Consider the following 19,962-nt stretch of genomic DNA (forward strand, 5'->3'; position numbering starts at 1 on the left):
TTAGCCGCGCACACGCAAGGTCAGGCCCTTGAGGAAGTTGCGCAGCAACTGATCGCCACAGGTGCGGTAATTGGTGTGACCAAACTTGCGGAACAGCGCGCTCAGTTCTGGTTTGGACACCGGGAAACCGGCTGACTTCAAGATAGCGTGCATGTCGTCTTCTTTCAGTTCGAAGGCCACGCGCAGCTTTTTCAAAATCGTGTTGTTGGTCACGGGCAGTTCCACCGGTACTGGCGGGCGGCTTTCATCCTTACCGCGCTTGAAGATCACCAGTCCATCCAGAAAATGCGCCATGACGTTGTCCGGGCAACGCACAAAACCTTCTTCTTCGTCTTTCTTCAGGTAAGTCAGCACGTCTTCTTTGGTGACGTCCAGACCACCCAACTTGATGATGTCGACCACCTTGTTGTCGCTGATGTCGAGCATGTAGCGCACGCTGCGCAGTACGTCGTTATGAATCATGTGGGCAATCCTGATATTCAGCAGTGAGCACCGCAGGCGTGCTGCGGTGTCGAAATGTGAGGCTTTAGCAGTATTTAAAACTTTTCTTTGGCTGTCATGTAGCGCCATTGCCCGACGGGCAGCTTGCCCATGGACACTCCACCAATACGGATGCGGCGCATTGAAATCACGGTCAGGCCCACGGCCTGGCAAAACAGGGCGATCACCCCCGGCTGCGGGTTTTTCATCGCAAAGCGCAGGCGGTTTTCACTTTGCCAGCTGGCTTTGACGGCAGGCAGCTCGCGACCCTTGTAGGTCATGCCATGGTTGAGACGATTCAAGCCATGAGGCGCCATTTCACCCGAGACTTCGACCACGTATTCCTGCTCGATCTTGCTCGCGTCGGCAGTCAGTTTGCGGACGATTTTCCAGTCCTGAGTGAACACCAGAAGACCACTGGCATTGGCCTGTAGCTCATTGCCAACGCTCAGGCGCAGGAAGTGCCCCTTGAGCGGGCGCTTGCCATACCGGTGTTCTTCGCTCAGTGAGTCCGGACCAATCAGGGCCATGGCACTGTCAGTGTCGAGACCGGCGGGGGCATTCAGCAGGATGGTTACGGGCTCCGGCGCGGTCGCCTTGGCTTGCGGATCCAGCTCGACTTTTTGGTTGTCGACTTTGAACTGCGGTTCGTCGATGACTTCGCCATCTACCGTGACCCAGCCACCTTCAATGAACAGTTCGGCCTCACGGCGGGAGCAGCCGACGAGTTCGATGAGGCGTTTGGAGAGACGTATCGGTTCAGACATGACAAGGGCCGTAATGTAATTGGGCGACTATTGTACCCGCCTCGGGCCGGTTAAGCCCGGCAACATTTGTTCTGGGTCCGGGTTGCGCGCTTATATCGCAGGTGCAGCAGTGGATAAGGTTCGCCCAGACCGTCCGTTTCACTGCGGCCGATGATTTCAAAGCCCTGATTCAGGTAAAAACCGAGGGCCTGCGGATTTTGCTCATTCACGTCGAGTTCGGACGCGTTCAGTTCATTGATGGCATACATCAACAGGCTTTTTCCCACGCCGAGCCCCCGATAATCCGGGTGAATAAACAGCATTTCGACCTTGCGTGCAGCTACCCCGGCAAACCCCGCAATGCGTTTATGCACTGGGTCGCGGCAGCAAATGAGCATCACCGCATCCAGGTAACGATGCTCCACCAGTTCTCTGAGTTCTTGAATGTAGCTGCGGGGCAAAAAGTCATGGGTAGCGTGAACGGATGCTTCCCATACAGTGGCAAGTTCGTTGAAATCTTTAAGCCCCGGTGTTTGAACGACCCAAGTCGGCTTCATTCTGCGCGTGTCTCCCATCCATGATGAAGTTGATCACTAAACAATAGTCGTAAAAAAAGCCCTGACGCGAGCGCGGCAGGGCTTTTTGAGGGCTGATTGCGTGTTACAGCGCTTCAGCCCACAAGTCATATTCGTCCGCATCCGTGACGCGGCACATGATCTTGTCACCCGGCTTGATGTCTTTTTCGGTGGCAATAAACACATTGCCGTCGATTTCCGGTGCATCGAAGAAGCAGCGGCCAACCGCGCCTTGCTCGTCCACTTCGTCGATCAGGACTTCAATGTCCTTGCCGATTTTCATCTGCAGGCGTGCAGCGCTAATGGCTTGCTGGTGCGCCATGAAACGATCCCATCGATCCTGCTTGATCTCGTCCGGCACGACGTCCAGGTCCAGATCATTGGCCGGTGCGCCTTCTACCGGCGAGTACTGGAAGCAACCTACGCGGTCCAGTTGTGCTTCAGTCAGCCAGTTCAGCAAGTACTGGAAGTCTTCTTCGGTCTCGCCTGGGAAGCCGACAATAAAGGTAGAGCGGATAATGAGGTCCGGGCAGATTTCGCGCCAGTTCTTGATGCGTGCCAGGGTCTTGTCTTCGAACGCCGGGCGCTTCATCGACTTGAGCACTTTAGGGCTGGCGTGCTGAAACGGAATGTCCAGATACGGCAGGATTTTGCCCGCCGCCATTAAAGGAATCAGCTCGTCCACGTGCGGGTACGGGTAGACGTAGTGCAAGCGCACCCAGACACCCAGCGTGCTCAAGGCCTCGCACAGCTCGGTCATGCGGGTTTTGACGGGAGCGCCATTCCAGAAGCCGGTGCGGTATTTAACGTCCACGCCGTATGCGCTGGTGTCTTGGGAGATGACCAGCAACTCTTTAACCCCGGACTTGACCAGGCGCTGAGCTTCGTCCAGTACGTCGCCGACCGGACGGCTGACCAGTTTGCCGCGCATCGAGGGAATGATGCAGAAGCTGCAGCTGTGGTTGCAGCCTTCGGAAATCTTCAGGTACGCATAATGACGCGGGGTCAGCTTGATGCCTTGTGGCGGCACCAGATCGATCAGCGGGTTGTGATCCTGACGCGGTGGCACGACTTCGTGCACGGCGTTGACCACTTGCTCGTACTGTTGAGGGCCCGTTACGGCCAGCACGCTTGGGTGCACGTTACGGATGTTGCCTTCTTCGACGCCCATGCAGCCGGTCACGATGACCTTGCCGTTTTCCTTGATGGCTTCGCCGATGACTTCCAGCGATTCAGCTTTCGCGCTGTCGATGAAGCCGCAGGTGTTGACCACCACGACGTCGGCGTCTTGGTAAGTTGAAACGACATCGTAGCCTTCCATACGCAGCTGCGTCAGGATGCGCTCGGAGTCGACCAGCGCTTTCGGGCAACCCAGAGAGACGAAGCCAACCTTGGGGTTGGCTGGCGTGGTAACGGTGGACATGGCGAACCTCGGTATGTAGTGACGTTACATGCCCGTAAAGGCTGCACGACGAACGGACGCTTGATGCGCCTCTAGTGAAAAAAGTGCGCAATTTTAGCTATGGTCTACGCAGTTGACCAGCGTTATACGGGGATTTACGACGAGTGCTGCGCTATGCTGCGCGCCGTTGCGAAAGTAGGGTTTTTAACCTGCGATTTTTCGTAGATAACAGTCAGACAATCAGCGCATGCTGCCGATCAAGCGTAGCGCTCGCCATTAAGAAACGTAGACCAGAGTTGTAGGAGTGGTTGATGGGGCAGGCAAGTAGTCAGGCGGCAGAAGGCGGGCACTCAGCTGCCCGGCCGATTGGGATGCTGGTTGCGGCAGTCGGGGTGGTGTACGGCGACATCGGTACCAGCCCGTTGTATACCCTCAAAGAGGTGTTTTCTGGTGCTTACGGGGTTCAAGTCAACCACGACGGCGTATTCGGAATTTTGGCGCTGATCCTCTGGTCGCTGATCTGGGTGGTGTCGATCAAGTACGTGCTGTTCATTTTGCGCGCCGACAACCAGGGCGAGGGCGGCATCATGGCCCTGACAGCACTGGCGCGTCGGGCCGCATCGCCCTATCCGAAACTGCGCACGATGCTGGTGATCCTTGGGCTGATCGGTGCGTCGCTGTTTTACGGCGACAGCATGATCACCCCGGCCATTTCCGTATTGTCGGCGGTCGAGGGCCTTGAATTGGCATTTGACGGGCTGGAGCACTGGGTGGTGCCGCTGGCCTTGATTGTGCTGGTGTTACTGTTTTTGATTCAGCGCCATGGCACGGCCAGTATCGGCAAGCTGTTTGGTCCGGTGATGGTGGTGTGGTTTGTGGTGCTGGGCGGGCTGGGCATCCACGGAATTGCGCAACACCCTGAAGTACTCCACGCGCTTAACCCGATATGGGGCGTGCGTTTCTTTGTGTCGCACCCGGGCATGGGCGTGGCCATTCTGGGCGCGGTGGTACTGGCCTTGACCGGTGCCGAAGCACTGTATGCCGACATGGGGCACTTCGGGCGCAAGCCGATTGCCCGGGCCTGGTTCATTCTGGTGTTGCCCGCGCTGGCGCTGAACTACTTCGGTCAGGGTGCGCTACTGTTGGAAAACCCGGAAGCTGCGCGTAACCCGTTTTATCTGCTGGCCCCGAGTTGGGCGCTGATTCCTTTGGTAGTGCTGTCCACGCTGGCCACGGTGATCGCGTCGCAAGCGGTGATTTCCGGGGCGTTCTCCTTGACCCGGCAGGCCATTCAGTTGGGTTACATCCCGCGCATGCATATCCAGCACACGTCGAGTGACGAACAGGGCCAAATCTACATTGGCGCCGTGAACTGGTCATTGATGGTCGGTGTGATTCTGCTGGTGCTGGGCTTTGAGTCCTCGGGCGCGCTGGCGTCAGCCTATGGCGTGGCGGTGACCGGCACCATGCTGATTACCAGCATTCTGGTGTCGGCAGTGATGCTGTTGCTGTGGAAGTGGCCGCCGGTCCTCACGGTGCCGATTTTGGTGGGTTTTCTGTTGGTGGACGGTCTGTTTTTCGCTGCCAACGTTCCAAAAATCGTACAGGGCGGGGCCTTTCCGGTGCTGGCAGGTATCGTATTGTTCGTGCTCATGACCACGTGGCGGCGCGGCAAACAATTGCTGGTGGACCGGCTGGACGAAAACGCGTTGCCGTTGCCGTTGTTCATCAGCAGCATTCGCGTGCAGCCGCCGCACCGCGTGCAAGGCACGGCGGTGTTCCTGACTGCACGGCCGGACGCCGTGCCCCACGCGCTACTGCACAACCTGCTGCATAACCAGGTATTGCATGAGCAAGTGGTGCTGTTAACGGTGGTCAACGAAGACTCGCCGCGAGTGCCAGCAGAACGGCGTTTTGAAGTGGACGCGTATGGCGATGGTTTTTTTCGGGTGATCCTGCATTTTGGCTTCATGGACGAGCCCGATGTGCCGCAAGCATTGAAGCTGTGTCATCTCGATGAGCTGGATTTCAGCCCGATGCGCACCACTTACTTCCTCAGTCGCGAGACCGTTATTCCCTCCAAACTGGTGGGCATGGCGCGCTGGCGCGAAGGGTTGTTTGCGTTCATGTTGAAAAACGCCAACGGAAATCTGAGGTTTTTCAAGCTGCCGGTTAACCGGGTGATCGAACTGGGCACCCAGGTCGAGATCTAGCCTGACAAAAAAAGCCCGACCTCGTAAGCGGTCGGGCTTTTTTGTGTGCGGCTGTCGGCGTTATTAACGTTATTGCGCGGCGGTCTGATGTTTCTTGATCAGGTTCACCAGGCGTTGGGCCAGGGCCGGGTAGTTTTCATCAAAGTGATGCCCGCCGGGCAGCTTCAGGCCTTCGCCCACGGTCGTTTTGGCCGTACAGCCGCTTTCGTCTACTTCCTCTTCGCCATAGATGCACACCACTTTGGCCGCGGGCAGTTTGGCCATCTCCGGGCCGGTATCGGCTTCTGCGCCAGCTTTACCGAGCCAGCCATCGACATGGATTTCGAAACTGCCGCTGCGCGCGAAAGCCAGCAACATAATGGCATCGACACGATTCTGCTCGGCTTCCGGTAAACGGTTGTAAGTGGCGGGCAGTACGTCAGCGCCGAAGGAGTAGCCGACCAATACAAAGCGTTGTGTGCCCCATTTCTGACGATAGTGCTGCATCAGTTCTGTCAGATCGGTGGCGCTTTGCTCCGGAGTTTTGTGCTGCCAGTAGTAGCGCAGCATGTCGATGCCCACCACCGGGTAACCGATTTTGGCCATTTCGCCCGCCACGTCGCGGTCCAGGTCACGCCAACCGCCGTCACCGGACAGAAACAGGGTCACGGTGTTGTTTTGTTGACCTGCAGGCACCTCAACCACGGGCATGTTCAGGCCGCCATTTTGGTTGCCGACGAGAAGCTTGCGCAGTTCGTTGCTCAATACCTGCGGGAAGTGGATGTCGTAATCGCTGATGCTGGTCTGGGCGTTCGGTTGATCGCGTACAAACGCAGCGCTCGGGTCATCGGGATTATCGTTCCAGGCGACCAGCCAGTTGCCATGGGCCGCTGAGGTGGGTAATGGCTGAGGGCATCCCGGCTGCTCCAATTTGAAGTCCACTGACACCGCCCGGGCATTGTCACTGGTTTGCCCGGCCAACCAACGCCACGCCAGGCTGGCACCGGGACCAATGCCGCTGACCAGCGTGGCAGGCCCTTTGAGTTGGCTCAGCGCGCGTTGCAGGGCTTGCTGTTGCAGTGTGCAGTCATCCTTGGGCAGGATCACCTGAACCAGCTGTGCGGCACCACCACGGCTCAATGCCAGCAGTTGTTTGTCATTCAGTGCTTCGTCAGCGGGCGTGGCGATAACGACGTGCGCCCTGGCCTTTTCGCCCGGCATGACGTTCGTCAGTGTGGATCCATCCGTTTGACTGACGTGCTCGATTGTCGGTTCAGGCGCAGGGCGGTTCCACCACGCATAACCGCTTGCAGCCAGTGCTACAACGACCACTAGAGTTACCAGCAAAAACCGCCAGGAACGATGTTTCATTAACGTTTCACCAATCCAGTCAAGCCGCCCGCAATCAGGGCGGCGGTATCAGCCAGTGCCACCAGCGGATCAAGCCCGGCAGGCACGGCCATATATCGAGGTTCCCAGTCGGGCTGGAATTTGTCTTTAAAGCGGCGCAATCCCTGGAAGTTGTACAGGTGCTCGCCGCGCTGAAACAGCATTGAGCCCAGGCGTTGGGTCAAGGGCGCGCCGCGCCGGGGCTGTAGGCCGGACAACGGCACCATGCCCAGGCTGAAGCGGGCGTATCCGTGCTTCTTATAGTGCTGAATCAGGCCGACCATCATGAATTCCATGGTCAGCTTCGGTGCGTCCGGGTGCGCGCGCATCAGGTCAAGGCTCGACAGCTCATGGCTGTGGGTTTCGAGCAGGTTGGCGAAGGCCACCGGTTTGCCTTCGAAACGAATGATCGCCACCCGAAAGTGGCGGATGTAGTCCTCGCTGAAACGCCCCAGCGAGAAGCCTTTCTCGCGCACATTTTTGCCGGTGAGCCAAGCATCAGAAATCACCTTCAGCTCGGCCATTGGCGCCTCTCCTGGCTCGTGGATCTCCAGTGACAGCCCGTCGCGGGTGCCGCGGTTCCAGGTGTAGCGCAGGTCCTTCATCTCTTTGCCTTTAGCCTCGAGATCGAAGCGATGCAGGTCGACCCGGGCTTCTTCGCCGAGCTTGATCGCCGTCAGGCCGATGTCCATGTAGAAGGGCAGGTTTTCAGCGCGCACCTGATAAAACACCGGTCGGGCGTGGAAGGTGTCGCACAGGTCGCGGAACTGCCAGATCAACTCGGCGCGTTGCTGATTGGGACCGATAGGGTCATACAGGGCAACAAGGCTGCGACCGCGTCGGGCATACATCAGGAAAGCATTGTTGTCCGGGTGGAACAGCAGCGCTTTATCGCCGGTCAGGGCCAGGCCGCCGTCTGGCTGGTCGGAGGCGAGGAGGATTTTCTCTGCGCGTTCCAGCTCGCTGGCATCCGGCAGGTGGATCACCGGCCGGGCCGTGCGCAACAACCAGGTCAGCGACACAATGACCAGCACCACAGCGGCGCCCAACAGCGAGCGCAACCCGCGAGGCGCATCGGCGTCCAGCGTGAACTGCCACCACAGTTGATGGCTATAGGGCACGTCTTGATAAGCAAACAGCAGCAACCAGATCGAAGCCGCCAATACGCAGACGCTGGCGACCAGATAAAGCGGTGAGAAGGGCAATTCGGTCAAACGGCTCGGGCGGTAGAACGAGCGGCGAAACAGGGCCAGCAAACTGGCAGTCAGGGTCAGGATGCAGGCTTCTTCCCAGTCGAAGCCTTTAAGCAGTGACAGCACGGCACCGACCAGCAGCAAAATGGTGGTCAGCATCCAGGCCGCCGACAGGCGTCGGCGCAGGCCCTGAGCCAGCAATAAACAAAGCACGCCAATCAGGCTGGCACCAAAGTGCGAGGCGTCAATCAGGCGATGGGGAATCAGAAAACCGATATGCTCCAGACGCGTGTCGATTTCAGGTGTGGCGCCAGAGAAGAGCAGCACCACGCCGGACATAAACACCAGAATCGCCAGAATGGGTGCTGCAAGTCCAGAGGCTACACGCAGGCTTTGACGGGTCTGGATCAGGCGTTGGGCTTCATTGATCAACAGCAGCAAGCAGGCAATCAACAGCGGCAAAATCACATAGACCATGCGATACAGCAGCAAGGCCGCCGCCAGTGGGGCAGCACCGAGTTGATTGGCAAAGGCAGCGAGCAGAATCGCTTCGAATACGCCGACACCGCCCGGCACGTGGCTGAGCACGCCTGCCGCGAGGGCCAGCAGGTAAACCAGCAGGAAGGCGCCGAAGGGCGGTGCTTCGGGCAATAACAGATAAAGCACCGTGGCGGCGGCAGCTACGTCCAGTGCGGTGATCACCAGTTGAAGCAGCGTCAGGCGCGGGCTGGGCAGGCGCAGGGTGCGTCGGCCGGCTTTGACCAGCAGATTGTCCGGGATTGGTTGCTCGGGCAGGCGCCGGCGATAAATACCCAGCGCCAGCAAGCCGAACAACGCCAGCACTGCGGCGGCAATCGCCCCTAGCACAGAGGCAGGAAGGTGCAAGGCTGCAGAGGCGGCGGGCAAGTTGCTCAATGTTGCCAACGCTGCCAACGGCGGCAACGCGCACCCCAGTGACAAGCTGGCGAACAGTGTCATGTGCGCGACTTCTGAAGCGCCCACGCCTTCGCGGGCATATAAACGGTAGCGAACCGATCCGCCGGAGAGTAGCGACAGCCCGATGGCATTGCCGATTGCAAAGGCCGTGAACCCGCCCAGCGCCAAGGTCTTGGGTGGCAGTTTGACACCTGCGTAGCGGCTGGCTGACCACTCGTACCCCAGCAGGATAAAAAAGCCGACGGCTGTCGCGGTCACGGCGCCAAACAGGGCGGGTTTGGGGACTTCCAGAATCGAGTCGTGCAATGCGTTCAGGTCAAGCTCACTGAGCAAGTGTCGACACGCGATCAGGGCGATTGCGAATAACAGCAGGGTGAGCGCAAGTCCAATGGGCTGGCGGTATTTGCTCAGCAAATCCAGCCAGCGCAAACGTGCCGCAGCAATGGGCTGGGCTGCAGTAACGGAGTCTTTTGGGAGTGGCGAGTTATCGAGCATCAATCACCTCGTGGATCGTGCGCGACAGGATGGATGCATCGACTCAAGTTACCAATCCTTTTGGTTAAAATATTTTGAAATACTTTCAGCCGTTTGCCTGAGGTTCAGGTTGAGAGGTTGAAAAGAGGAGGAGTTGTTGGTGCCGAGTATAGGCGGCCGAACTTTCAGAAATATGTCGTTTCATGTCAATGAACGTCTGTTGCTCACTTTTTGAGCGCACACAAAAAAGGCCACTCTTTCAAGTGGCCTTCTTCGATGTTTGGTTGCGGGAGCCGGATTTGAACCGACGACCTTCGGGTTATGAGCCCGACGAGCTACCAGACTGCTCCATCCCGCGTCTGTGTGGGCGCATTCTACAGAGGAACTCAAATGTGTCAACGCCTAATTGACTCGGCGGTCGAAATAGCTGCGTTTGCGTGAAAAAAGGGGTAAAAACATGCGCGCACAAAAAAGGCCACTTTTCCAAGTGGCCTTCTTCGATATTTGGTTGCGGGAGCCGGATTTGAACCGACGACCTTCGGGTTATGAGCCCGACGAGCTACCAGACTGCTCCATCCCGCGTCTGTGGGGCGCACTCTACAGTGATGAGCTGAGGAGTCAACCTTTAATGCATAAATGCAGGCAATTAGCTGAAATGCGGCAGGTTGTCTGCGTGAATGAAAGGCGGCAATGAAACGTGCGGTGCCAGAGCGCGGCAGCGTACACAAAACTGACGCGCACAAAAAAGGCCACTTTTTCAAGTGGCCTTCTTCGATGTTTGGTTGCGGGAGCCGGATTTGAACCGACGACCTTCGGGTTATGAGCCCGACGAGCTACCAGACTGCTCCATCCCGCGTCTGTGGGGCGGATTCTACAGTGATACGCGAGTGTGTCAAATGTTAATTTAGAAAAAAGTGTTCTGGTTCAATTGGTTAGCCTGGTAGGGAGGTGGTGGGTGGCAGTGTAGGCCGCGTGGAATGGGCGATGCGCTATTAAAGAGGGTGGTTCGATTGGAAAAACAAATAGGCAGGGCTCTCTAGCCACGCTGGTCGGGGATGCAGAAGACTACTGGTGCTATATACAGTTGCGGATGACATACTGGCGACCCGCTTTCAACCTTAGATAGAACGCCGCCCTACATGACGCAGCGAAAAATCATTCATGTCGACTGTGACTGTTTCTACGCCGCCATTGAGATGCGTGATGATCCGAGCCTGGCAAACAAGCCCATGGCGGTCGGAGGCTCAGCGGATCGGCGGGGAGTGATCTCTACGTGCAACTATGAAGCGCGGGCGTATGGGGTGCGATCGGCCATGTCATCGCGGCATGCGCTGAAGTTGTGCCCGGACCTGGTAATCGTGCATGGGCGGATGGACGCTTATAAAGAAGCCTCCCGTGAGATTCACGGCATTCTGCGCGATTACACCGAGTTGATTGAGCCGTTATCGCTGGACGAGGCTTATCTGGATGTTTCGGACAGCCCGCACTTTGCCGGCAGCGCCACGCGCATTGCCCAGGACATTCGGCGTCGGGTATCCAATCAGTTGCACATCACGGTATCGGCCGGGGTAGCGCCCAACAAATTTCTGGCAAAAATCGCCAGTGACTGGCGCAAGCCCAACGGGCTGTTCGTGATTACGCCGGACCAAGTAGACGATTTTGTTTCTGCGCTTACGGTCAACAAACTGCATGGGGTGGGTAAGGTGACCGCCGACAAGCTGGCCCGGCTGGGGATCGAGACCTGCCTGCAATTGCGCGACTGGAGCAAGCTGGCGCTGGTTCGTGAGTTCGGCAGCTTTGGTGAGCGGTTGTGGGGGCTGGCGCGGGGCATTGATGAGCGTTTGGTACACAGCGACAGTCGCCGTCAGTCCGTGAGTGTTGAAAATACCTACGACGTCGACTTGCCGGATCTGGCGACCTGTCTTGAAAAACTCCCCGAACTTCTCGACACCCTGAATGGGCGTATCGGGCGGCTGGATGCGAGTTACCGTCCCGGCAAGCCGTTCGTCAAAGTGAAGTTTCACGATTTCACCCAAACCACATTGGAGCAGTCAGGGGCCGGGAGGGATCTGGAAAGTTATCAGGGCCTGTTGAGTCAGGCCTTTGCACGCGGCGCCAAGCCCGTTCGATTGCTCGGGCTTGGCGTGCGCTTGCAGGATTTGAGTACCGGGTTTGAGCAGTTGGAGCTGTTTGGCGGGCGCTCGTAGCGCGCCCCTCAACTTACGCCGGGGTCTGCGACCAGCCGGCCCGCATTTTTGGTCAGGGACTGAAGGAATTCACGTTGCAACTCGGGATCGTTGCGGGTGAGTTCGATCAGGCTCTGTTCGAGTTCGCTGGCTTCCTCTTCAAGGCCCAGTTCAGACAAGCGTTTAACTCGATGAACCCATTGGTTGACGTCGTCACCCTCAAGGTCGTCGAAGATCAGGTTATGCGCTTCCAGCAATTTGCCGCGCAAGTTGCTGCTGATTGAGAGGGTCGAGTCGGAGTGGGTCTCGTCCTGTGCGTCCTCGACCGTGATCGTCAACTTGCCGACATGGTTGAGATCCTGTCCGGCAAAAGGGCCGTCCAGCAGGTTGAGGCGTAACACGCCGTTGCGGTCCGTGGTCAATTCGTGGGTCTGTTTACCAGCCGTCACCGCCACGGGGCGTTCAGCCCACGGCAGGCTCGAATACTCCAGGCGCGAATCGCGCTGGACGTCTTCAATCCCGGCCAGGCTCTGTTGGGCACGGCCATTGGATTGCACGTTCATGGCCGGATTCAGCCCGTCAACGCCATAGCTCAGCCAATCTCGGGTCACGCTGTCCGGTAATTGCCCGAACATGAAGATGTTCAGCACATTGGCGCCAACCCCGGCAACCACTGCCACGGCCCCTAATGGCACCTCGTAGATTTCTCTCCAGGGTTGATAGGGGGTGTAGCGGTCGTAACGACGGGTGACATCGAACTCGGTGACTTCGAAAGTCTTTTGCTCATTGATGCGCACACGGCGTTGCGGTAACTCCAGCACAGCTGGCGACCCCACATCGATTAGCAGGCTGTGGGAAAGCAGTTTGCGCTCGATGCGCTCCTCGTGCTCGCTGCGTTGCGACATGTGGTTGGCACAGCCACTCAACAGCAGGGCGCCGCACATGGCGGTGCCCCCGAGGGTTAAGGTACGTCGATTGAACATGGCGTCTCTATATTCGGGTTCAGCGACGGATGCGTGCCTGAAGGAATGCCAGGACGTCAGCCACGGGCAGTGCTTGCGGCTCTGCTTCAGTGCGACTCTTGTACTCCAGGTTACCTTCGGCCAGGCCTCGGTCACTGACCACGATGCGGTGCGGGATGCCGATCAGCTCCATGTCAGCGAACTTGATGCCGGGGCTGGTTTTCTTGTCGCGATCGTCCAGCAGTACTTCAAAGCCTGCGGCTGTCAGCTGGGCGTACAAGGCGTCCGTGGCTTCGCGCACTGCTTCGGTTTCATAACGCAGTGGCACCAGTGCCACCTGGAACGGCGCCAACGCATCGCTCCAGATAATGCCGCGCTCGTCGTTGTTCTGTTCGATGGCAGCAGCAACCACGCGGGAAACACCAATGCCGTAGCAGCCCATGCTCAACGTGACCGGCTTGCCGTTCTCGCCCAATACCTGGCACTTCATGGCTTCGCTGTACTTGGTGCCCAGTTGGAAAATGTGGCCCACTTCGATGCCGCGCTTGATTTCCAGTGTGCCTTTGCCGTCCGGGCTAGGGTCGCCAGCGACGACATTACGTAGATCGGCAACGGTTGGTACGGGCAGGTCACGCTCCCAGTTCACACCGAAGTAATGCTTGTCGTCGATGTTCGCACCCACGGCGAAGTCGCTCATCATCTCGACCGAGCGATCAATGATGCAAGGCAATGGCAGGTTCAACGGGCCCAGCGAGCCTGCGCCGGCACCGATGGCATCGCGCAGCTCGGCATCGCCGGCCATGACCAGCGGGCTGGCGACCAACGGGTGGTTGGCGGCTTTGATTTCGTTCAGCTCGTGGTCACCACGAATCACCAGCGCGATCAGCTTGCCTTCTTCGGCGGCGTGAACGATCAGGGTCTTGACGGTTTTTTCGATTGGCAGGCTGTGACCTTCTACCAACTGCTGAATGGTTTTGGCGTCCGGGGTGTCGACCAGACGTAGTGCTTCAGTGGCCGCAGGCCGTGCGGTTTCAGTCGGTACGGCTTCGGCTTTTTCAATGTTGGCCGCGTAGTCGGAACCGTTGCTGAAAACGATGTCGTCTTCGCCCGATTCTGCCAGCACGTGGAATTCGTGGGAGCCAGCGCCGCCAATTGAGCCGTTGTCGGCTTCGACCGGGCGGAAGTTCAGGCCAAGACGGGTGAACACGTTGCAGTATGCCTGGTGCATGCGGTCGTAAGTGACCTGCAGCGAGGCTTCGTCGGCGTGGAAGGAATACGCGTCCTTCATGATGAATTCACGGCCGCGCATCAAACCGAAACGGGGACGGATCTCGTCACGGAACTTGGTCTGGATCTGATACAGGTTGATAGGCAGCTGCTTGTAGCTGTTCAACTCGTTGCGGCACAGGTCGGTGATCACTTCTTCATGGGTCGGGCCCACGCAGAATTCACGACCATGACGGTCTTTAAGGCGTAGCAGTTCAGGGCCGTATTCTTCCCAGCGCCCGGATTCCTGCCACAGCTCGGCCGGCTGGATGCTCGGCATCAGCACTTCCAGAGCGCCTGCAGCGTTCATTTCTTCACGAACAATGGCTTCGGCCTTGCGCATGATGCGCAGGCCCATGGGCAGCCAGGTGTACAGGCCGGAAGCAAGTTTGCGAATCATGCCTGCGCGCAGCATCAGCTGATGGCTGATAACGACCGCGTCCGATGGCGTTTCTTTTTGTGTGGCGAGCAAATATTGACTGGTGCGCATGGTTAGCCGGTGCCGTTGCTGATGACTAGAAATGACTGGGCATTGTACGGGCGAGATGTGCTTGCGTACAGGCCGGGCGGGGGAGGCTGGATCCCCCGTGTGTTTACGGCGCTTTTTCGAGATCGACAGGGGGCTTTTGTCGTGCGCGGCGGCTCTCTTGATACCAGTGCAGGCTGATCAACAGCAGCGTGGGAATACCCATCACTGCCGTAATGATGAAGAAGTTGTGATAGCCGAACTTCTCGACCAGTACGCCGGAGTACCCACCCATCAGGCGCGGCAGCAGCAGCATGATGGAGCTGAGCAGGGCGTATTGAGTGGCGGAAAACTTAAGGTTGGTCAGGCTCGACAGGTAGGCCACGAAGGCCGATGTGGCGAGGCCGGAGCTGAAGTTGTCGAGTGATATCGTGACAATCAGCATCTGCACATTCGGGCCCATGTCAGCCAGCAGCATGAACAGCAGGTTGGTCCCGGCCGAAGCAGCACCGCCGATGAGCAGGATCGGCAGGATGCCGAAGCGCACGATCAGCAGGCCGCCCATGCCTGCACCGACGAGGGTCATGATCAGGCCGAAAATCTTGCTGACACCGGCAATCTGGTCTTTGGTGAAGCCTTGGTCGATGTAGAACACATTGGCCATGACGCCCATGACCGTGTCAGACATTCGGTAGGTGGCGATCAGGCCGAGCAGCAACAAGGCTTGCCACCGGTAGCGCACGATAAAGTCGTTAACGGGTGTGAGAACGGGCGCCAACCCGCGTCGTCCAATTGAAGACAGGCACAGTACGGTGAGTAAGGTGTACAAGATCGCACGCAGGAACGCCCGGTCTTCCAGCAGCAAATTCAGAGGTGTCTGGTCACCAAAGAGCACGCTTGCGAAATCGGTGTTGTAGAGCTGGGTAAACATCGCGGGGACCGAGACCAGCAGCACAATCAGCACAAACACCGATGCCAGTTGATGGCCGAAGCTGTATCGCCCGGCTGACAACTGAGTGCGCAGGGGCACGGGCGGTTCGCGCATGAAAAAGGTGGTCAGCAGGGCCGGAACCATCAGTAACCCGAACAGCACGTAGGTGCCGGTCCAGGCCGAGTGTTTGTAGTTGAATCCGGTGGAGCCGAAACCTTCCGCGAAAAACAGGGCTCCGGCCGTGGCCAGCAAAGCGGCTACCCGATAACCGGACATGTAGCTGGCGGCGAGTGCGGCTTGACGGCTGTCTTCTGCAATCTCCAGGCGGTAAGCGTCGACGGCAATGTCTTGGGTGGCCGAGGCAAAAGACACGATGACGGCAATGGCAATCAGCCAGGAAAGATGCTTTTGCGGGTCACAGAACCCCATGCCGATCAGGCCCAGAATAACCAGGGATTGCGCGAGCACCAGCCAGGAGCGACGGCGGCCGAGTCTACCCAGCAAAGGCAGGCGCCATTGGTCGAGCAGTGGTGACCACACCCATTTAAAGGCGTAGGCCAGACCGATCAGGCTGGCGTAGCCAATGGTTTCGCGGGCCACACCGGCCTCGCGCAACCAGACGGAAAGCGTTGAGAACACCAGCATGTACGGCAAGCCGGCGGCAAAACCGAGCAGCAACAGCACAAGAGTCGAGGGGCTGGCATAGGCAGCGAGCGCGGCGCGCCAGGTTTTACGGGGCATGGGCTGGAGTCTGCCTCAGGTTACGGAAACAAAGGCCGCACTCTAACCGCAGTGCTCTATCGGGCGCCAGCCATGGCGTTGTATATCCACGCGATTATTCAAAATGCTCAGCCCTTCGCTGCGAAGTCGCGCGCGCTGCTCATCTCCCGATGGCGACCCTGCTGGCAAACTGATACGCCCGCCCGCTGCAATCACGCGATGCCACGGCAAGCGTGAGCCTTCCGGTAGCTGGCTGAGCGTGCGCCCGACCCACCGTGCCGCCCGGCCCAGGCCCGCCAGCTCGGCGAGCTGGCCATAAGTGACCACATACCCGGCGGGCACCTGCATCAGCGTTGAATAGAGCGCTTCACGGCGGACGTCGGCGGGCGTTTGAACAGGAGATGGGTCGCAATTCACGGCACGTTTCTACAGGTAGATGGCTTGGGTGGAGGGCTGAAGGCGTTTCTGTCAATTGGACTAATGAAGGAACTACATCCTTTTCAGCCGGTCTTTCTTTGCCTGGGGCGTGTCCATCTGGATAATGCCGGCATTCTTTCGCAAACCTGAGTTTCGCATCTGCTTATGTTGTCCAGAACCCTGTTATGCCTCGCTGTGTTGAATGTGTCCACGCCTTTGCTTGCTGATACGGTCTGGTTAAAAAACGGCGACCGCCTGAGCGGCAAAATTAAAGTGTTCGATGGCGGCAAGTTACTCATTCAAACCAAGTACGCGGGGGCCATTCCAATTGATTGGAAAGAGGTCAAAACCCTTGAGAGCGATCAGGAATTATTGGTCAAACAGGATGCGTATGCTGGCGAAAAAGCCAAATCGCTAAAAGCAGCCGAGGACGGGAAGGTCACGCTGGCCAATGGCGACGAACCCAAGACGGTCGATCTGGCAAGTATTCAACAGATCATCAAACCCAAGCCTGTGATTGAAGATCTGGTCTGGAAGGGCAATATAGATGTAGCGCTCGACTACAAACGCGCCGACAAAGACACCGACGATTACGACATCGACTTTAAAACCACTGCCCGTCACGGTGCGTGGCGTCATCATGCCGAAGGCGAGTACAACCGCGAGTTCCAGAACGATGTGGTCACCACTGACAACTGGAGTGCCGAATATGCCCTCGACCACTTCCTTGATGAAAAGTGGTACTGGCAAGGTCGCCTGACTTACAAGCGTGACAGGGTCGAAGACATCTCGCGTCAGCGCACCGTGGGTACGGGGCCTGGTTATCAGTTTTGGGATGACGAACTTGGCGCGTTCTCGCTCGGTTCACTGGTGAACCGCACGGATTACGAATACTCGGACGGCAAGAAGGACAACTTCTACTCCTTGGCCATGCGTTGGGACTACAACCGTTATTTGCTGGGCAAGACGGTGTCGCTTTTCACCAATGGCGAAGTCGGCAAGCCGTTGGCCAGTGCCTCGGATTACAGCCTTGAGGCCGAAATTGGCCTGCGTTACAAAGTCACTGAGTGGGCTTCGCTCAATCTTAAGGCGGAGAAAGACTTGGTAGGCAGTGGCAGCGGTACTGACAACACCCTCAACAAAACCCGCTACACCGCAGGGTTTGGTGTGACCTGGTAACCGATGCGAATCGGCTGCCGAAAGCCGCATATGCATGCAGTATCGGCGCCAATGGCAGTGGTTTCAGGGCTAATGATTGCCGCTTAAAAGGCATTGCCTGAAACGACTGCCCCAGTGTTGGTTGCGCTACGCCGGGTTAGATCCGCAGCCCGCCATCGAGCTCCAGGATTCGTCCGCTGTAGTAGTCGTTCTCAAGGATATAAGCCGCCGAATGAGCAATTTCTTCGACTTTGCCCATGCGCTTAAGCGGGATAAACGAGGTCATTTTCTCCAGCGCTTCAGGTTTCATGCCCAGGGTCATTTCAGTTTCGATGAAGCCCGGCGCAATCCCCGCGACCCGAATGCCATAGCGTGCCAGCTCCTTGGCCCAAGTTACGGTCGCAGCGGCTACGCCCGCCTTGGCCGCCGAGTAGTTGGTCTGGCCCACGTTACCGGCCCGCGAAATAGACGAGATATTAACAATCGCGCCCTGATTGTTCAGCTCAACCATTTTGGCTGCCACTTCACGGGTGCACAGGAACACGCCGGTCAGGTTCACATCAATCACTGCCTGCCACTGCGCCAGGCTCATCTTGGTGATTTCGCCGTCTTTAACCTTGAGCAACATGCCATCGCGCAGAATACCGGCGTTATTGATCAGGCCGTGGATCGCTCCAAAGTCATCGGCAATCTGTGACACCGTTTGTGTGACCTGCTCTTCATCCGCCACATTGCATAAATACGCGCGTGCCTCGACGCCGTGTGCCTGACAGGCTGTCAAAGCCAGCTCGAGTTTTTCCGGATTGAGGTCAACCAGCGCCAGTTTGGCGCCCTTGGCAGCCAGATACTCGGCCATGGCACGACCTAGTCCTTGGCAACCGCCAGTGATAATGATTACTTTGTCTTTAAGTTGCATGACAGCCCTCGGCAGCAATTTATCGGAGTGATTCCTTACACAGCCTTGATCTACGCCGGGGGAGCGGTCGTCTATCAAATACAGCCCTGAGTGCGGGTGTACTGCATGCCCTGAACTCGTCCGTTTTCGACGGATTTTTTATAAGGAGTCACACGTTGAGCGTTGAAGCTGCCAAGCATGCCCGAGAATTACTGCTCAAGGAATACCGTGGAGCACTGGCGACGCAGTCCAAAGCGATGCCGGGTTTCCCGTTCGGGTCGGTTGTGCCCTATTGCCTGGATGATCAAGGCCGCCCCTTGATTCTCATCAGTCGCATTGCCCAACACACCCATAACCTGCGTCAAGATCCCAAATGCTCTTTGATGGTCGGCGAGCGCGGGGCCGAGGATGTTCAGGCAGTAGGGCGTTTAACTGTGATGGCTGAAGCCGAACAATTGAGCGATGCCACGGCCATTGAAGCGGCTGCCGAGCGTTATTACCGCTACTTCCCCGAGTCTCGGAGCTACCACACGGCTCACGATTTTGACTTTTGGGTGCTTAAACCTGTGCGGCATCGTTATATCGGCGGGTTTGGCGCCATTCACTGGCTGGATCAGGTGACCTTGGCTAACCCGTTTGCCGGGCAAGCCGAGCGGCGCATGGTTGAACACATGAATGATGATCACGCCAATGCGATACAGCATTACGTGCAATTAGCGCGATTGCCGCAAACCGCACCTGCCGTGCTGGTCGCAATAGACAGTGAAGGTATGCATTTACGCATCGGAGCGGGCCTTTATTGGCTAGGCTTTCCGCAGGTTTGTAACACTCCGATACAAGCGCGCGAAGCCTTGGTTTTTCTGGCCCGCGCCAGTGAGTGGCCGAAAAAACAGCCAGCCTGACCTTGAATTCAGCGCCAAGCGCCGTCATCTAAGCTGGGTTGGAAGATATTCTTCCGGAGAGGAATCATTTGATGCGCGCTTTTCTATTGCTCTTTCTGTTGTTTCCCGTGCTAGAGCTGTACGTCTTTTTCAAGGTCAGCACCGCGATCGGTTTTTTCCCCGCGTTGCTGCTGATCATTGCCGGCTCCATGCTGGGGATTCTTGTGGTGCGGGTTGCCGGGTTGGCGACAGCACTCAGCGCGCGCGAAAGCTTGAATCGCGGCGAGTTGCCTGCCGAGCAAATGCTCCACGGTTTGATGATGGCGTTGGGCGGTGGCTTGCTGGTGCTTCCCGGTTTTATCAGCGACATCGCAGGCTTGCTGTTGCTTTTGCCTCCCGTGCGGGGGCTGCTGGTCAAGCGCCTGCGCAAACGCGCGGAAGAACAGGCCATGCGTCAGCGTGCCTTTGCCGATGAATTCGATGCGCCGGTGCGCCCTGGCACTCATCAGCCCCTGGGGCGCGAACCGAACGTGATCGAGGGTGAGTTTGAGCACCGCGACAAGTAAAGCGATTCAGCGTTTAAAGCACGGCACTTCGGTGCCGTGTTCGTTTTTGAGTGGCTGATCTTCGCAAAAAAAATCATGGGTCGGCCCTTGTAATCACTACGGCCGCCCTCATGTAACGGACACCGCA

16 protein-coding genes and 3 tRNA genes are annotated in these 19,962 nt (G+C 57.7%); 5 read left to right on the forward strand and 14 right to left on the reverse strand.

The window, feature by feature from the left end:
- The 4 genes from HBN61_RS03750 to rimO all read right to left on the reverse strand — a co-directional run bounded on the left by HBN61_RS03750 (position 1) and on the right by rimO (position 3,224).
- The gene (locus tag HBN61_RS03750) at positions 1-462 is read right to left on the reverse strand and encodes a YehS family protein (protein WP_169963286.1); all 462 of its coding nucleotides are present in this window, start codon (positions 460-462) and stop codon (positions 1-3) included.
- Between the two features lie 74 nt (positions 463-536).
- Complete coding sequence (locus tag HBN61_RS03755) at positions 537-1,247, reverse strand: rRNA pseudouridine synthase (protein WP_047274154.1); 711 nt, start codon at positions 1,245-1,247, stop codon at positions 537-539.
- 50 nt (positions 1,248-1,297) lie between these two features.
- The gene (locus HBN61_RS03760) at positions 1,298-1,783 is read right to left on the reverse strand and encodes a GNAT family N-acetyltransferase (protein WP_170046201.1); all 486 of its coding nucleotides are present in this window, start codon (positions 1,781-1,783) and stop codon (positions 1,298-1,300) included.
- 103 nt (positions 1,784-1,886) lie between these two features.
- A complete protein-coding gene (rimO, locus tag HBN61_RS03765) occupies positions 1,887-3,224 on the reverse strand; it encodes a 30S ribosomal protein S12 methylthiotransferase RimO (protein WP_169963289.1) in 1,338 nt (445 codons plus the stop codon).
- Positions 3,225-3,514: 290 nt separating this feature from the next.
- Here rimO and HBN61_RS03770 point away from each other — a divergent pair, with 290 nt between their 5' ends.
- Positions 3,515-5,416: a potassium transporter Kup gene (locus HBN61_RS03770; RefSeq protein ID WP_170046202.1), complete on the forward strand. Its 1,902-nt coding sequence runs from the start codon at positions 3,515-3,517 to the stop codon at positions 5,414-5,416.
- A 69-nt stretch (positions 5,417-5,485) separates the two neighbouring features.
- Here HBN61_RS03770 and HBN61_RS03775 read toward each other — a convergent pair whose 3' ends face one another.
- The 5 genes from HBN61_RS03775 to HBN61_RS03795 form a co-directional block, all read right to left on the reverse strand.
- Complete coding sequence (locus HBN61_RS03775) at positions 5,486-6,766, reverse strand: virulence factor family protein (protein ID WP_169893468.1); 1,281 nt, start codon at positions 6,764-6,766, stop codon at positions 5,486-5,488.
- Entirely contained in the window at positions 6,766-9,408 is a 2,643-nt protein-coding gene (gene mprF / locus HBN61_RS03780; protein ID WP_170046203.1) for a bifunctional lysylphosphatidylglycerol flippase/synthetase MprF, read from the reverse strand. Before mprF ends, HBN61_RS03775 begins: the two co-directional genes overlap by 1 nt.
- Before the next feature lie 260 nt (positions 9,409-9,668).
- Positions 9,669-9,745, reverse strand: a tRNA-Met gene (locus tag HBN61_RS03785).
- 147 nt (positions 9,746-9,892) lie between these two features.
- Positions 9,893-9,969: transfer RNA gene (locus HBN61_RS03790), tRNA-Met, on the reverse strand.
- Between the two features lie 197 nt (positions 9,970-10,166).
- Positions 10,167-10,243: transfer RNA gene (locus HBN61_RS03795), tRNA-Met, on the reverse strand.
- Between the two features lie 283 nt (positions 10,244-10,526).
- Between HBN61_RS03795 and dinB the strand changes: the two genes are divergently transcribed.
- On the forward strand, positions 10,527-11,594 hold the full coding sequence (gene dinB, locus HBN61_RS03800; RefSeq protein ID WP_094995281.1) for a DNA polymerase IV: 1,068 nt from the start codon (positions 10,527-10,529) through the stop codon (positions 11,592-11,594).
- Between the two features lie 8 nt (positions 11,595-11,602).
- On the opposite strand, the gene HBN61_RS03805 is transcribed toward dinB, so the two are convergent.
- The 4 genes from HBN61_RS03805 to HBN61_RS03820 form a co-directional block, all read right to left on the reverse strand.
- Positions 11,603-12,556 carry a hypothetical protein gene (locus HBN61_RS03805; RefSeq protein WP_170046204.1) on the reverse strand — a complete coding sequence of 318 codons (954 nt, stop codon included), beginning with the start codon at positions 12,554-12,556 and terminating at the stop codon, positions 11,603-11,605.
- Between the two features lie 19 nt (positions 12,557-12,575).
- A complete protein-coding gene (locus HBN61_RS03810; protein WP_170046205.1) occupies positions 12,576-14,291 on the reverse strand; it encodes a proline--tRNA ligase in 1,716 nt (571 codons plus the stop codon).
- 103 nt (positions 14,292-14,394) lie between these two features.
- The gene (locus HBN61_RS03815; protein ID WP_170046206.1) at positions 14,395-15,939 is read right to left on the reverse strand and encodes an AmpG family muropeptide MFS transporter; all 1,545 of its coding nucleotides are present in this window, start codon (positions 15,937-15,939) and stop codon (positions 14,395-14,397) included.
- A gap of 42 nt (positions 15,940-15,981) precedes the next feature.
- Positions 15,982-16,335, reverse strand: coding sequence for an MGMT family protein (locus HBN61_RS03820; protein ID WP_094995277.1), 354 nt, complete (start codon positions 16,333-16,335; stop codon positions 15,982-15,984).
- Between the two features lie 165 nt (positions 16,336-16,500).
- On the opposite strand from HBN61_RS03820, the gene HBN61_RS03825 reads away from it, so the two are divergent.
- Complete coding sequence (locus HBN61_RS03825) at positions 16,501-17,514, forward strand: DUF481 domain-containing protein (protein WP_169963301.1); 1,014 nt, start codon at positions 16,501-16,503, stop codon at positions 17,512-17,514.
- Between the two features lie 136 nt (positions 17,515-17,650).
- Here the strand turns inward: HBN61_RS03825 and HBN61_RS03830 are convergent, their stop codons facing one another.
- Positions 17,651-18,409, reverse strand: coding sequence for an SDR family oxidoreductase (locus HBN61_RS03830; protein ID WP_170046207.1), 759 nt, complete (start codon positions 18,407-18,409; stop codon positions 17,651-17,653).
- Positions 18,410-18,564: 155 nt separating this feature from the next.
- Here HBN61_RS03830 and HBN61_RS03835 point away from each other — a divergent pair, with 155 nt between their 5' ends.
- Positions 18,565-19,290, forward strand: a complete 726-nt coding sequence (locus tag HBN61_RS03835; protein WP_094995274.1) for a HugZ family pyridoxamine 5'-phosphate oxidase — start codon at positions 18,565-18,567, stop codon at positions 19,288-19,290.
- Positions 19,291-19,361: 71 nt separating this feature from the next.
- The gene (locus HBN61_RS03840) at positions 19,362-19,835 is read left to right on the forward strand and encodes an FxsA family protein (protein ID WP_169963305.1); all 474 of its coding nucleotides are present in this window, start codon (positions 19,362-19,364) and stop codon (positions 19,833-19,835) included.
- The last annotated feature ends 127 nt before the right edge of the window (positions 19,836-19,962 follow it).

This window comes from Pseudomonas sp. WS 5071 (assembly GCF_012985765.1).
Classification (GTDB): Bacteria; Pseudomonadota; Gammaproteobacteria; order Pseudomonadales; family Pseudomonadaceae; genus Aquipseudomonas; species Aquipseudomonas lundensis_A.

Bases quoted from the DNA above. Each gene is read 5' to 3' on its own strand.
- HBN61_RS03750 (WP_169963286.1), bottom strand. From the start codon at position 462: ATGATTCATAACGACGTACTGCGCAGCGTGCGCTACATGCTCGACATC.
- HBN61_RS03755 (WP_047274154.1), bottom strand. From the start codon at position 1,247: ATGTCTGAACCGATACGTCTCTCCAAACGCCTCATCGAACTCGTCGGC.
- HBN61_RS03760 (WP_170046201.1), bottom strand. From the start codon at position 1,783: ATGAAGCCGACTTGGGTCGTTCAAACACCGGGGCTTAAAGATTTCAAC.
- rimO (WP_169963289.1), bottom strand. From the start codon at position 3,224: ATGTCCACCGTTACCACGCCAGCCAACCCCAAGGTTGGCTTCGTCTCT.
- HBN61_RS03770 (WP_170046202.1), top strand. From the start codon at position 3,515: ATGGGGCAGGCAAGTAGTCAGGCGGCAGAAGGCGGGCACTCAGCTGCC.
- HBN61_RS03775 (WP_169893468.1), bottom strand. From the start codon at position 6,766: ATGAAACATCGTTCCTGGCGGTTTTTGCTGGTAACTCTAGTGGTCGTT.
- mprF (WP_170046203.1), bottom strand. From the start codon at position 9,408: ATGCTCGATAACTCGCCACTCCCAAAAGACTCCGTTACTGCAGCCCAG.
- dinB (WP_094995281.1), top strand. From the start codon at position 10,527: ATGACGCAGCGAAAAATCATTCATGTCGACTGTGACTGTTTCTACGCC.
- HBN61_RS03805 (WP_170046204.1), bottom strand. From the start codon at position 12,556: ATGTTCAATCGACGTACCTTAACCCTCGGGGGCACCGCCATGTGCGGC.
- HBN61_RS03810 (WP_170046205.1), bottom strand. From the start codon at position 14,291: ATGCGCACCAGTCAATATTTGCTCGCCACACAAAAAGAAACGCCATCG.
- HBN61_RS03815 (WP_170046206.1), bottom strand. From the start codon at position 15,939: ATGCCCCGTAAAACCTGGCGCGCCGCGCTCGCTGCCTATGCCAGCCCC.
- HBN61_RS03825 (WP_169963301.1), top strand. From the start codon at position 16,501: ATGTTGTCCAGAACCCTGTTATGCCTCGCTGTGTTGAATGTGTCCACG.
- HBN61_RS03830 (WP_170046207.1), bottom strand. From the start codon at position 18,409: ATGCAACTTAAAGACAAAGTAATCATTATCACTGGCGGTTGCCAAGGA.
- HBN61_RS03840 (WP_169963305.1), top strand. From the start codon at position 19,362: ATGCGCGCTTTTCTATTGCTCTTTCTGTTGTTTCCCGTGCTAGAGCTG.